10 protein-coding genes are annotated in these 13718 nt (G+C 64.5%); 3 read left to right on the top strand and 7 right to left on the bottom strand.

What is annotated here, in order from left to right; all coding sequences use genetic code 11:
• Positions 1–109: 109 nt before the first annotated feature.
• Complete coding sequence (gene mprF, locus ACVOL0_RS18605; protein ID WP_481550340.1) at positions 110–2662, bottom strand: bifunctional lysylphosphatidylglycerol flippase/synthetase MprF; 2553 nt, start codon at positions 2660–2662, stop codon at positions 110–112.
• Positions 2663–2816: 154 nt separating this feature from the next.
• Here mprF and ACVOL0_RS18600 point away from each other — a divergent pair, with 154 nt between their 5' ends.
• From ACVOL0_RS18600 to ACVOL0_RS18590, 3 genes are all read left to right on the top strand, one after another.
• Positions 2817–3509 (top strand): DUF998 domain-containing protein, encoded by a 693-nt coding sequence (locus tag ACVOL0_RS18600; protein WP_481550339.1) that lies wholly within the window; start codon positions 2817–2819, stop codon positions 3507–3509.
• Complete coding sequence (locus ACVOL0_RS18595) at positions 3506–3853, top strand: RidA family protein (protein WP_481550338.1); 348 nt, start codon at positions 3506–3508, stop codon at positions 3851–3853. The genes ACVOL0_RS18600 and ACVOL0_RS18595 overlap by 4 nt, the downstream gene beginning before the upstream one ends.
• 102 nt (positions 3854–3955) lie before the next feature.
• Positions 3956–4486 carry a hypothetical protein gene (locus ACVOL0_RS18590; protein ID WP_481550337.1) on the top strand — a complete coding sequence of 177 codons (531 nt, stop codon included), beginning with the start codon at positions 3956–3958 and terminating at the stop codon, positions 4484–4486.
• 156 nt (positions 4487–4642) lie between these two features.
• Here ACVOL0_RS18590 and rnfB read toward each other — a convergent pair whose 3' ends face one another.
• The 6 genes from rnfB to ACVOL0_RS18560 all read right to left on the bottom strand — a co-directional run bounded on the left by rnfB (position 4643) and on the right by ACVOL0_RS18560 (position 13283).
• Positions 4643–5131, bottom strand: a complete 489-nt coding sequence (gene rnfB / locus ACVOL0_RS18585) for an Rnf electron transport complex subunit RnfB (RefSeq protein ID WP_481550336.1) — start codon at positions 5129–5131, stop codon at positions 4643–4645.
• 55 nt (positions 5132–5186) lie between these two features.
• Entirely contained in the window at positions 5187–5777 is a 591-nt protein-coding gene (locus tag ACVOL0_RS18580) for an HAD family hydrolase (RefSeq protein ID WP_481550335.1), read from the bottom strand.
• Positions 5778–5825: 48 nt separating this feature from the next.
• Positions 5826–7904, bottom strand: a complete 2079-nt coding sequence (metG, locus tag ACVOL0_RS18575; protein WP_481550334.1) for a methionine--tRNA ligase — start codon at positions 7902–7904, stop codon at positions 5826–5828.
• Between the two features lie 219 nt (positions 7905–8123).
• Positions 8124–8570: a DUF2147 domain-containing protein gene (locus tag ACVOL0_RS18570; RefSeq protein ID WP_481530942.1), complete on the bottom strand. Its 447-nt coding sequence runs from the start codon at positions 8568–8570 to the stop codon at positions 8124–8126.
• Between the two features lie 229 nt (positions 8571–8799).
• Entirely contained in the window at positions 8800–12378 is a 3579-nt protein-coding gene (locus tag ACVOL0_RS18565) for an ABC transporter permease/M1 family aminopeptidase (protein WP_481550333.1), read from the bottom strand.
• A gap of 11 nt (positions 12379–12389) precedes the next feature.
• A complete protein-coding gene (locus tag ACVOL0_RS18560; RefSeq protein ID WP_481550332.1) occupies positions 12390–13283 on the bottom strand; it encodes an ABC transporter ATP-binding protein in 894 nt (297 codons plus the stop codon).
• Between the last annotated feature and the right edge of the window lie 435 nt (positions 13284–13718).

Here is a 13718-nt window from a genome sequence, read left to right as displayed (position 1 = left end):
GGTCGTGGTGGGGGGGGGGGGGGGCGGCCCCCCCGCGCCCCCCCTACCCCCACCCCCCCCCGCCCGCGGGCCCGGCCCCCCCCCCCCCGGCCCCCACAAACCAACAGGCTTATTTTCTGCTCGGATCCAGCGAGATCAACCGGGTCACATCCAGCAATGCAGCTGGTAGATGCACACCACCGGGCGCGGCCAGATAACGCGGCCGCCACTCCGGGGCGAACTTGGATTTGAAGCGGCGTAGCCCGCTGAAACCATAGAAGCGCTCGCCGTGCCGCGCGACCAGATTGGCAAAACGGTTCCAGCGGCCGGCCAGGCGATGCTGGGCCAGACCAGTCAGTGGCGCCATGCCCAGCGAGAAACGGGTATAGCCATTGGCTGCTCCCCACAGGAACAGCTCGATGAACAGGAAATCCATCGTGCCCTTGGGCGCATCCGGCCGGTGCCGCATCAGGTCCACCGACAATTCATGGCCGGCCGGTGCCTGCCAGATATTGGCAAAGGCGACGATGCGCCCTTCCGCCTCGACCAGGGCCACCGGGAAGCGGCTCAGATAGTCAGGCTCGAAGCTGCCCAGCGAGAAGCCCTTCTCTTCGCCGGCCTTTTCATCCAGCCATGCCTCGGAGATTTCCGCCAGCTCGCCCAGCAAGGCTGGCACCTCACTGGCATCGGCCAGCCTGAAGCTCAGCCCGCCGCGCTTGCCCTTGTTCCATGCCTGGCGCAGATCCGCGCGCTCGCTGCCGGCCAGGCTGAAATCCTGCAGTGGCACCATGGCTTCCTCACCCAGCTTGACCAGGGTCAGGCCCAGATCCAGATAGTGCTGCCAGTACTTGTCGCTGGTCTGGTAGAACACCGGGCGCAGGCCAAGCCGGTCGGCTTCTTCGCGGAATTTCCAGATCAGGGCGGCGGCCGCCTGCGGTGGCCCGACCGGGTCGCCCATCGATACCAGCGAGCCGCCATAGCGCTGCAGCATCACAAAGCCATCGCCGGCCTCGCTGCGCAGGATCGCCTTGTCGCCGGTCATAGCCAGGCAGGCCTGGGTGTCCTGGGCCAAGGCCAATACCGGCCGCAGCTGCTCCAACGTTGCAGAGTCGGGCAGCGGCAGGGGGTTGCGGGTGCTGTGCAGCAGCCGCGCCAGGCCAAACACCACCAACGCAATGCAAACCAGCAGCAGGGCGCGCAAGGCGCGCGGTGCGTTGCCGGAAGTCGCGAACTGCCACCACAGTTCATTCTGGTACTCGACATGGCTGTAGACGAAGAACAGCAGCCAAACCGTCGCCACCAGCACCAAGGCCACATTGCGCAGCCACGGCCATGACCAGGCCTCGTCCAGCAGGGCGCCTTCGCGGTAGAACTCGCGCCGCGCCGCCCACAGCGCCACTGCCACCAGCGGCAAGGTGAGTGCCACGGTCAGGTGGCCACCACGCAGCCAGGCCGGCAGCGGCAGGGCGACACACAGGGCCAGTGCCAGCATCCAGGCTGCGTGGCTGCGCCGTTGCAGGCCTTGGCCGATCAACAGCAACAACACGCCGCCCAGGCTGCCAAGCAGGTGCGAGGTTTCGACGATGGGCAGCGGCGCTGGCAGTACCCGCCGATGCGGCACCGGGAGGGTGCCGTCGATCAGCAGCAGCGCACCTGCGGCGAACACCGCCAGCGCGATCAGTTGCGGCAACCATGGTCGGATCACCGACCAGGCCGTGCCAGCACCGCTGCGCAGCGGACGCCGCACGCTGGCCAGCGCGGCCAGCAGCGCGGACAGGAACAGCGGCAGCAGGTAGTAGGTGACGCGATAGGCCACGGCAGCAGCAAGGATGGCCGCGGGCGCCACCTGCGGCAGCAGCTTGAGCAGGCTCCATTCGAACACGCCCAGCCCGGCCGGTACGGTCGACACCAGGCCGGCCACCACCGCGACCAGGTACAGGCCGACGAAGCCCATGAAGCTGACCTCGGCCTGTGCAGGCAGCAGCACGTAGAACGCGGCCGATGCCAAGCCCAGCTCGACAACGCTCAGCGCGGTGACCTCCACTACCGTGCGCCGGTCAGGAATCCACATGCGGTGTTCGCCCCAGCCGACGCTGCGGCCATCGCGGCCAACCAGCACCAGCATCGCGGCGAAACCAACCAGCATGGCGATGCCGAGCGCATGCACGGCAGTGGCGGAAATTGGCAATGCCAAGGCAGCAGCACCTGGTTCCAGCAGCAAGGCCAGGCCAAGCAGCAGCCAAGCGCCGAATACGAAGCCCAGGGTGCTCATCAGCACCACCTGGCCGATTTCGACCAGGCTCAAACCTGCCTGGCCGTAGCTGCGCACACGGATGGCACCCCCCGTCAGCGCGGCAAAACCCAGTGTTTGCCCAGCGGCATGGGCCAGGAACGCGGTGATGCCAATGCGTGCAGCCGGAAGCGGGTGTTTGGCGCGGCGCAGGCCGATTGCGTCAAAGCCGATCAGGCAGGCGTAGCTGGCCATGCCCAGCAGTGTTGCCACGCCCAGCTGAGACCACGACAGTCCGCGGATTGCGCTGCGGATCTGGTGGTAGCCGTGGTCGCTGAACTCGCCAGCCAAGGCATGCAAGGCCATGGCCATGATGGCCAAGGTGACGAAGATGGCAGCAATACGGCGCCAACCAGGCGCGGACGATTCCGAAGTCGCGGACGACGCAGTCATGCGGGAGGTCATTGGGGCTGGGCGCTGGTGTAGCGCGGGTACACAAGACTAGCGTCAGTGCGTGATGATGGCTGCATGCGCGTGACCGGGGATTTGCGCCGCCTTCAGACGGCAGGGCCGCTAGACTTGCCGGCGTGGAGGCGATGGAGCAGGTATGGCGGACAATTCTCAGGCGCAGGCACGGCCATTGGCGGGATTGGCACTGACGGTGATCGCTGCACTGCTGGTGTTTTCGGTCGTGGCCATCAGCCTGCAGTTTGCCCGTGACGATCTGGACTGGGTGCGTGCCACCCTGAGCCTGTACCTGCATGGCCCATATGGCGGGTTGCTGCGCAGCGCCTATTGCCTGCTGGCATTGGCCATCGCCGTGTTGGGGTGGCTGTTGTACAGGCAGGCACGCGGGCGCGCGCGGCGCGGCCTGCCGGCGGGATTGTTTGCGACGGCCGGGCTGGGCCTGGCTGCAGTGGCAATCGGCGACAGCTGGCTGCCGCAGTACGCGCCGCTGTTTGCGCCGGTGCTGCATGGTCTGGCAGCACAGACCGCCTTCCTGTGCGTGACTGTGGCGATGCTGCTGCAGGCCTGGTGCTTCGGCCAGGATGCGCGCTGGCGCAGCTTGTATCGGCTGGCGTGGGTATGGGCGTGGCTGGCCTTCGCTGGACTGTGGCTGCATGTGCTGTGGCGTGGCAGTCCGCGCGGTCTGGGGCAGAAGCTGGTGATTGCCGCAGTGGTGGGCTGGCTGCTGTTGGTGGCGTTGGTGGCATGGCGGCATTCACGCAAAGAAACGCCTGAAACTTCCACTTGCCCTCACAATGGCAGGCACACCCACAACACGGAGTCACCTCAATGATCCAGCGCTTCGATACCGGCCCGCGCATGTCGGAAATGACCATCCACAACGGCGTGGCCTACCTGGCCGGTCAGGTGCCGGAAGATACCAGCGCCGATATCGTGGGCCAGACCGAGCAGGTGCTGCAGGCCATCGACGATCTGCTGCGCCTGGCCCCGACCGACAAGACCAAGATTCTGCGCGCCGAGATTTTCCTGGCTGACCTGGCTGATTTCGCCGGTATGAACCAAGCCTGGGACAAGTGGGTGCCGCAGGGCGAAACCCCGTCGCGCGCCACCGTGCAGGCCAAGCTGGCCAATCCGGAATGGAAGATCGAGATCGTGATCACCGCGGCTGTGCCGTAAGCGGACTGCATCGCTATCGCTGGTCTGGCCCGGGTGCGATGGCGCTCGGGCAGATCCAGCCTTGAGGCTGGTGATGTCTTTGCAGGGAGGCAAGGGAAAGAAATGAAAAGCTGTCTGTTGTTCGCGCTGTGTTTTGCCCTCGCAGGCGCGGGCGCGGGCGCGTCCGTGCCGGTCGCAGCACAGGCACCGCTGTCGAAGCTGATCTATGCGCACGTGCCGGTGCAGCGCATCGAGCCCTTGGAGTACCCGCAGTTCAAGCTGATCGAGGCGGAACTGCGCAACACGGTACGGCGCCATGGTGACCGCAGCGTCCCCAACCGCTTCTGCGCGGTTGGCTACCAGCTCGCCGGCGGCACGCTGGAAACGGTGCTGATCTGGGACAACGCGCAATGGTTGATCCGCTGGTGGGGCGGTGATGCGCTGGCAACCTCGGAAGAGCGTTATGCGGTATCGGCCTCGTTCTCACCGGTTACCGACCTGCGCACGGATCTGGTCGAGGACGACCGCTATCCGCTGGGCACACGCGCGATAGTGCGCGCGGATGCGGAGGCCTTGATAGCGGATTGTCGTGCGCACGGGCACCAGTACACCGTGCCGCCACTGCCGCCGAAAGGCGAGGATGACGAGTATTGAGGCCGCAAGATTTCGCTGGTTTGTAGGAACGGCGTCAGCCGCGAAGCCGGTGCTGTTCGGATTGCAGCGTTCAACATGATCTGGAACAGCTGCGCTCTTTCGGTTTGATGCCGTGATGGGGATCTTCGCCAGCAGGGTTTCCACGAGCTTCGCGGCTTACGCCGCTCCCACAAAACCGGGGTTCTGGACAGCCTGCAGCTCGATGCAATCCACCGGGCAGGGCGGTATGCACAGCTCGCAGCCGGTGCACAGGTCAGCCAGCACGGTGTGCATGTATTTGGCACCGCCGACGATGGCGTCCACCGGGCAGGCTTGGATGCATTTGGTGCAGCCGATGCAGTCGGCCTCGATGATCACCGCGACCTGCGCGGGTTTGTGTTCGCCACGGCTGTGGTCGTAGGGCAGGGCAGTTACACCTAGGACGTGGGCCAGAGCGCGCGCGCCCGCATCGCCACCAGGCGGGCAGTGATCGATACCCGCCTCGCCAGCGGCCATGGCTTCGGCATACGGGCGGCAGCCGTCATAACCGCATTGCCCACACTGGGTCTGCGGCAGCAAGCGATCGAGACGTTCGACCAGCGCAGCCCTTGCTTCTCCCTGCGGGAGAAGATGGCGCGCAGCGTTGGATGAGGGTTCGGTGATCATTCAAAAGTCCTGGTGCGTGCCCTCGCCACAACCTCTCTGCAGGAGGAGAAGAAGCTCAGGTCAGGCATTTGCCGCGATACCAGCGCTCGTGCGCCAGCGCCAGCATGGGCTTGTCTTCGCTGCTGTCGCCGTAGGCATGGATACGCTGGTAGATGCTCAGATCGAAACGTTTGCGGATCAGGGCCACCTTGCGTGCGCCGCAGTCGCCTTCGGCGTAACGGCCGGTTAGGCGATTGTCCTGCACTTCGAGCCGGTTGCAGATCATCTGCAGGCCCATCTGTTCGCACCAGTGTTGCAGGTACAGATCGAGCGAGCCGGACACGACCGCCACGGTATGGCCTTGCGCCTTGTGCCACTGGATCTGCTCCAGCATCTCCGGCCGGACCATGCTGGGCAGGTGCTCGCGCGCATAGTCGCGTGCCATCTGGCTGACTTCACCGGCATGGCGGCCGGTGAAGACCTGGGCGGTGACACGACGACGCACGCGCTCGGCGGAGATCAGCTTCAGCCGGTAGGCCAGCACCCACGGCCCTACCCGCCACCAACCCTGCGCGCGCTGCTCCGGCGTGGCCACGCGACGCAGGAACCGGCTGTAGGTGTCACAGACGGTGATGGTGTGGTCGAAGTCGAAGAGGGCGAGTTGCATGGTCCACTCGGTTCGGGAAGGGTGCGACCGGGGGCGCACCCGCTGCCTTCAGCGAACCGGCATGCCCGGCAATGCGCCGTCATCGGCATCCAGCAGCGCCAGTGCGCCGCCGTCGAAACCGGCCGACAGGATCATGCCTTCGCTCAGGCCGAAGCGCATCTTGCGCGGGGCAAGGTTGGCGATGAAGACGACGTTGCGGCCGACCAGCGCTTCCGGCTCGGCGTAGCTGCCGCGGATGCCGGAGAAGATCTGCCGCTGGCCGAGGTCGCCGGCATCCAGCAGGAAGCGCAGCAGCTTGTCCGAGCCTTCGACGAAGCCACACTCCAGCACCTTGCCGATGCGCAGGTCGAGCTTGGCGAAATCGTCGATGCCGATGTACGCGGAAGCTTCACCTTCGGCCTTCGCTTCGGCCTTTACCTCGACCTTGGCGGGCTTTTCGGCCTTGGCCGGCTTGGCCTCGGCGGCGGGCTGGGCGGTGAGGGTGTCCTTGGAGGCGTCGGTCATTGCGTCAATCATCTTTGGGTCGATACGGGTGAACAGCGCCACGTAGGCGGCGATGCTGTGTGCGGTCAGCGGGGTGCTGATGTCGTCCCAGCCGTGGACCGGGGCGTTGAGGAAGCTCTCGGCCTGCAGTGCCGTGGCCGGCAGCACCGGCTTGAGGGCGGTGACCAGCACGCGGAACAGGTTCAGGCCCTGTGTGCAGACCGCCTGCAGTTCTGCGTCGGCGCCTTCCTGCTTGGCAATCACCCACGGCTTGGTGTCATCGATGTACTTGTTGGCTTCGTCGGCCAGCGCCATGGTCAGGCGGATGGCGGCGGCCGCGTCGTTGCGCTCGTAGGCCTCACGGATCGGCGCCAGCGCAGCGATGAAGCGGTCGTACTGGGCCTGGTCCGGCAGCGCGTCGGCCAGCTTGCCGTCGAAGCGCTTGGCGATGAAGCCGGCGCAGCGGCTGGCCAGGTTGACGAACTTGCCGACCAGGTCGGCGTTCACACGGGCGGTGAAGTCGCTCAGGTTCAGATCGAGATCGTCGACGCCGCCGGAGGACTTGGCGGCGAAGTAATAGCGCAGCGCCTCCGGGGCCAGACCGGCATCCAGATAGGTGCGGGCCATGATGAAGGTGCCGCGCGACTTGCTCATCTTGGCACCGTCCACGGTCAGGTAGCCGTTGACGTGCAGCTTGGTCGGCGTGCGCAGGCCGCTGCCTTTCAGCACCGCTGGCCAGAACAGACCATGGAAGTTGACGATGTCCTTGCCCAGGAAGTGGTGCAGTTCGGTGTTGCTGTCGGCGGCGAGCACAGCGTTGAAGTCGTCGCCGGTCCTGGCGCACAGGTTCTTGAAGCTGGACAGGTAGCCGATCGGCGCGTCCAGCCACACGTAGAAGTACTTGCCCGGTGCGCCGGGGATTTCGAAACCGAAGTAGGGCGCATCACGCGAGATGTCCCACGCGCGCAGGCCGCCCTCGGCATCCAGCCACTCGGCCAGCTTTGCCTTGACGCCGGGCAGGGCCACGTCGCCGGCCAGCCATTCGCGCAGGAACTCCTGGAAGCGTCCGACCTCGAAGAAGTAATGCTCTGAATCGCGCATTTCCGGGGTGGCGCCGGACACCACCGACTTCGGCTCGATCAGGTCGGTCGGGCCGTAGGTGGCGCCACAGACTTCGCAGTTGTCGCCGTACTGGTCGGGCGACTTGCAGTTCGGGCAGGTGCCCTTGATGTAGCGGTCGGGCAGGAACATGCCCTTGGCCGGGTCATAGAACTGCGCCACCGAGCGACGGCTGATATGGCCGGCGGCGTCGAGTTTGGCGTACAGGGCTTCGGTCAGCTCGCGGTTGGTGGCCGAGTTGGTCGAGTCGTAGTGGTCGAAGTCCACGCCAAAGGCGGCGAAATCGCGTTCATGGCCGGCCTGGATGTTGGCGATGAAGGTTTCCGGGCTTACCCCGGCCTTCTCCGCGGCCAGCATGATCGGCGTGCCGTGGGTGTCATCGGCGCAGACGTACCAGACCTTCTCGCCCATCATTCGCCGCGCACGCACCCAGATATCGGCTTGGATGTAACCCACCAGGTGGCCGAGGTGCAGCGGGCCGTTGGCGTAGGGCAGGGCATTGGTGACTAGGGCGTTGCGGGTCATGGCGATGATTTGCGGCAGGGGACTGGTGATTATCGCATGGCTGAAAAGAAGCAGCCCCGGGAGGCCGGGGCTGCTGATTCCCTTCTCCTGCGGGAGAAGGTGCGCCGCAGGGGCGGATGAGGGTACGGGGCCCAAGTCGACCCGACGGAACGAATAGCGCCTTTGTCGCCTTCCCCTCACCCCAACCCCTCTCCCGGAGGGAGAGGGGCTTCAAGCGGCTTACTGCTCGCGCAGCCAGGTCTGCGAGCGGCAGATGAACAGTACGCAGCCGGACACTTCCAGCTTGCGGCCGTTCTCAATCAGGGCCACCTTTGAGTTGTAGGTCTTGCCCTTGGCCGGGTCCAGGATGGTGCCATTGGCCCACTTGTTGGCGCCGTCCGGGCGCAGGTTCCAGAGGATGGTCATGCCTTCGATCGGCTTGCCCTTGTTGGCGCCGTCGCATTTGTTGCAGACCGGGTGCGGGCCATGCTCGGACTGCAGTACCTGCAGCACTTTGCCGCTGAGGGTGCCATTGGCGGCCTGGCTGATCTCGACGATGGACTTCACCTTGCCGGTTTCGTCATCGATGGTGCGCCAGCGGCCGGCTGCGCTGTCGCTGGCGCTGGCGGAGAAGCCGGCGGCCAGCAGCGGCAGGGCCAGCAACAGGGTTTTGAAAGTAGTACGCATGTGTCCCCTCCCAGGGTGGGTTTGGTCAGCTGCCGGCGGCGCTGTTACGGGCCGAATGTAACCGCATTCGGTCCCGTACGGAATCCGCAGTGCAGCAGATTTCCGACATGTAGTGCCGAGCGATGCTCGGCAGGGGGCTTTCCCGGTAGTGCTTCAAAAGCTGCCCTCACCCCAACCCCTCTCCCGCAGGCGGGAGAGGGGCTCAAACCGAGCATCGCTCGCATCTTGCTTACTGCACCGTCACCCGCTTGCGGTTGTCGGCCGATACACGGTCGATCAGCTTGTTGTACGGGTCGAAACCGGCCTCGTCGGGCTTCTGGTCCACGGTGACAGTGATGCTGGGCGCAGCAGCGGTGACGTGGTGGCGCTGCAGGTACAGCACTTTCTCATCACGTTCCTTGCCCGAGTCACCCTTGGCAAACACGCCAACCTCGATCCAGTCGTCCAGCGTCCCCGCAGTTTCCTTGCCCATGCCGTCGGCATAGCGCTTGTCGGCGTGCAGTTGCAGGGTCACGTCGTAGCGGCCGTCGGCGCGCTTCTTCGCACTGGCCTCGACCACGCGGTTGTCGTAGAAGCTGATCTTTTCGAACAGGTCGGTGATCAGGCCCTGCTGCTCGGGCTTGGCTTCGGCACGGATGAACTGCAGCAGTTCGGCCGAGGTGGTATACGGCGGCGGCTGGAACGCCTTGGCCTGGATGAAACGGGACAGGGCGCGGTTCAGTGCTTCCTCGCCCATTTCCTCGCGCAGGCGATAGAACACCAGCGAACCCTTCTGGTAGTGGATGTACTGCTGGTTCTCCACGCGGTACAGCGGCAGTTCTTCGACATCCTCGCCACCGCGGCCAGAAAGATACCTGTCCAGCTCATCCTTCAGGAACTGACGCATATGGCCGCGTCCGTACTCCTTCTCCATCACCATCAATGCCGAATACTGCGACAGCGATTCGGACAGCACGGTTGCGCCCTGCACGTTGGCACCTATCACCTGGTGAGCCCACCATTGATGTGCCACTTCGTGCGCGGTGACGTAGAACACGTAGTCGACATCATCCTTGTCACGCAGGTCGGCGATGAAACCGATCGACTCGGAGTACGGGATGGTGTTGGCAAAGCTCTGCGCGAAGGACTGGTAGCCCGGGAACTCGATGATGCGCACCTGCTTGTGCTGGTACGGGCTGAAGTTTGCCTCGTAGTAGGCCAGTGACTTCTGCACGCCTTCGATCATCCGGTCCACGTTGTACGGATGCTTGGCGTCGTAATAGATCTCGATCGGGATGTTCTTGTATGTGGCCTTCTTCACCGTCCAGCGTGCCGACAGATAGGCGTAGAAGTTCAGCATCGGCCGGTCCATGGCGTAGCTGAAGCAGCGACGGCCATTGCGTTCAAACTCCTTCTGCAGGTAACCCGGTGCCAAGGCGATCTGGTCCGGCGTGGTGCAGACGGTGCTGCGGAAATCCAGCCAGTCCGAATCGTTGGAGATATAGGTATTGGCGCGTGCGGCTTCATCCTCCAGTTTGGGCATGCGCGTCGGTTCGCCGAGGTCACGCTTGCGGCGCTCGTTGCGGTCGCTGATCTCCGCGCCGCTGTCATAGCCAAAGGCCGGTAAAACGCGGCTGTTGAAGAAGCTGCCGTTGTCGACGATCTGGGTCTGTGCCTGGTCGGCGGTGATGCCGTTGGGATGGATGTCGACGCTGAAGCGGATGTCGCGTTCCTCGCCCGGCGCCATCGGTGCATCCAGATGGTAGATGCGGTAGCCCAGTTCCTCATCGTGGGTGGTCAGCTTGGCGCCGCCCATCTCGATGCTGGCCAGGGTCTTGTCATCGCCCATCACAACATGGATATCGGGGATGGCGGTCGCATGGGTGTTGCGCACGCGGTAGACGCCATCGATGCGCACGGATTGGGTTTCCGGATGCAGGTCGACGTTGTTGTCGATGGCGATGATGCGCGGCTGCGGCAGGTCCTTGTACTTGCGGTATTCACGCTCGTAGCGGGCCTGGAGATCGAGCTGCTGGTCCGGTGAAATGAATTCGTTGCGGATGTTGGTGCTCCAGTACAGCCAGCCACCGCAGGCGATGAAGGCCAGCACTGCCGCGGCCAGGCCTGCACCGAGCGGGCCGCGCAGGCGCTGCCTGGCCAGGCGCAGGCGCTGCCGCCAGCCCGAATCCACGCCGCGCACCCACAAGGCTGCGCACAGCAACAACAGGGCCAGCAGGAACAGTGCCCAGTAGCCCTGGAAGGCCAGCTGCCCGCTCAGGAAATGGCCGTAGCCGTTCATGTCCGAATACGGCGCGATCGGCCAGCTGCCGAAGTTGTACAGGTTCTGGGTGTAGTCGAGCATGCCCAGCACCGACTGCCCGATCAGCAACAGGATCAGCAGGGCATAGCCCATGAATTTGTTGTTGCTCAGTACCTGCAGCACCAAGGCCATGCCGCCCATCAGGATGTAGACCACCGAGTCCAGCGCCAGTGTCTTGAAGTACAGCAGTGGCTCGATCTGGGTGTAGCCCTTGCTCAGCTGGATGGCGATGGCGGTGAGCCCACCGACGGCCTGGAACGCAAACACCACCGCGATCAGGGTGAGGAACTTGCCCAGCAGCGGCACCCAGTTCGGCACCGGCATCGCGTCGCTGATACCGGCAATGCGCGCGCTGCGCTCACGCCAGACCAGTTCGCCGGCATAGAACAGCACGATGATGATCAGCAGGAAGCTGAAGCTGCCCTGCAGCGCCTCCAGCATCTGCGAGGTCACCGGCCAGCTGGGCGTACCGTACATGGTGCGCCGATGCAGGGCGGTGGGGATGAAGTTGGCCATGCCCAGCACCAGCAATACCAGGAACGGTGCGCTGCGAAACACGCCCAGCGCATCGAAGCCGACCTGACGCAGCAGCTGCCGCCAACCGGTTGCTGCGTTGAAGCTCGGCGTGACCTTGGGGGCGACTACATTGCTGCGCTTGCCGTCGGTGGTGGCGACGCTGGCCACTTTCTTGCCCCGTTTGCGGCCGGTGCCGCTGCGCTCGGTGCGGAACAGAGCGAAGGTTGCAGCGAACAATGCACCGGTAACCGCCAGCCACAGCATGCGGTTCTCCAACAGGTAGCCGGTGACGGCGGGCAGGCCAGTGTTGCGTTCTTCTGCCGACCAGTAACGCATTGCCTGGCTCATCGCGCGCATGCCCAGTGGATCGAGCAGCGAGGCGATGCGCATGTTGTCGATGTCGGCTAGCAGGGCGCGACTTACGCCATACAGCACGAAAAACACGATGACGCCGATATAAACCCACAGGATGCTGCGGGTGGTGACGGCCAGCAGCGCCAACAGGGCGGTGGTGAACAACACGTTCGGGAGCACCATGACCGCGAACGACCACAGGTAGGGCTGCAGCGACACCGGGCCAAGCCGGGCCGCATCGATCCAGGGCATGAACTGGGCGATGAACAGGCCTGTCGCGATGATCACGTACATCAGCAGGCTGGCCAGCAGGGCGGCGCCGAGGCGGCCCAATAAATAATCGCGGCGTTTGATCGGGCTGGAGAACACTAGTTCAGCGGTGCCCAGTTCGAAGTCACGCAGCAGTGCATTGCTGACGAACAAGGTGACCACCAACAGCCCGAGCAGGGTGAAGGAGGTCATGAACGTGGCGATCACCGACGGTGCATTGCGGTGCACGTTGCCGATGCCGCCACCGATCTGGACGGCGTCGCTGGAGGCAGCGCCGAAGGCGATCAAAGCGAATAGAACGGCAAGCAGCCACAACAAGGGGGAACGCAGCTGCTCGCGCAGCTCGAAGCGCAGGAAAGCGAGGGTCATGGTCGTCTCCGTCAGGCGGCCTGCGCCTGCAGGCGCAGGCGCTGGAAGTAGACGTCCTCGAGGCCGGGCGCGACCGGTTCGAAGCCTGCTTCAGGGCAGTTGTCGGCGAATACATGGATAACCGGATGGCCGCCAACCAGTCGCGTCGACAGCACGGTGAAGCGGACTTCATAGTCCGGCAATGCTGACTTGGCGACCTGCTTGCGCCACACCTGTGCCTGCAATGCATTGATGGCATCGGTGGGACGCCCGGTCAGCAATACCTCGCCCTTGTTCATGATGGCCATGGTCGGGCACAGGTCGGTGACGTCCTCGACGATGTGGGTGGACAGGATCACTGCCACGTTCTCGCCGATCTCGGACAGCAGGTTGAGGAAACGGTTGCGTTCTTCCGGATCCAGGCCGGCGGTGGGCTCATCGACGATCACCAGCTGCGGGTTGCCGAGCAGGGCCTGGGCGATACCGAAGCGTTGGCGCATGCCGCCGGAATAGGTGCCGAGTTTGCGCTTGCGCGCGTCCCACAGGTTGACCTGTTGCAGCAGGGCTTCAACCACTTCCTTGCGCTGCTTGCGCGCGGTCAGGCCCTTGAGCACGGCGAAATGGTCGAGCAGGTCGAGTGCGCTGACCTTGGGGTAGACGCCGAAGTCCTGTGGCAGGTAGCCGAGCTTGCGGCGCAGCGCGTCCTTGTTGCGCAGGATGTCGATGCTGGTGCCATCGGCGGTGGTCAGGGTGGCGCTGCCGGCGTCGGCTTCCTGCAGGGTGGCCAGGGTACGCATCAGCGAGGACTTGCCAGCGCCATTGGGGCCAAGCAGGCCGAACATGCCGCGGGGAATGTCGAGATCGACATTTTTCAGTGCGTGTACGCCATTGGCGTAGGTTTTCGACAGACCACGGATCTGCAGCATGGGAACCGAACCTCTCCTTGGATGATGACCGCATCATTCAGTTGCGGCAGGGCTTGCGGCAATGCGCCGGAAGTCATTAGGACCAGGGACGTGGGTACGGGCGGAATGTGACCAGTTTTTTGCTGCCTCCCTTTGGTCCAAGGCCAAGAGGAGGGCTGGGGAGGGGGGCTTTGCTGCTGCTGATGGCGTGCTGGCTTCGCGGCTTACGCCGCTCCTACAGTCCCGGGCGTTGATGATCTGCCGGCGGAGGCCCCTGCCGAGCATGGCTCGGCACTACGCTCCCTCCCTTGCGCCGAAGGCGGAGGGGAGGGCCGGGGAGGGGTTGGCTTTTGAGCCTTTCAAGCATTGCCAGCTTCGCGGCGTAACCCCCAACCCAAACCAGTAAGATATAAAAAAAAACCAGCCCACCAGACCGCGCTAAAACACGGATTGCCG

This window comes from Stenotrophomonas sp. STEN021, assembly GCF_056760175.1.
Note: the sequence above shows the minus strand (reverse complement) of the source record. Positions and strands in the feature narration are given on the sequence as shown.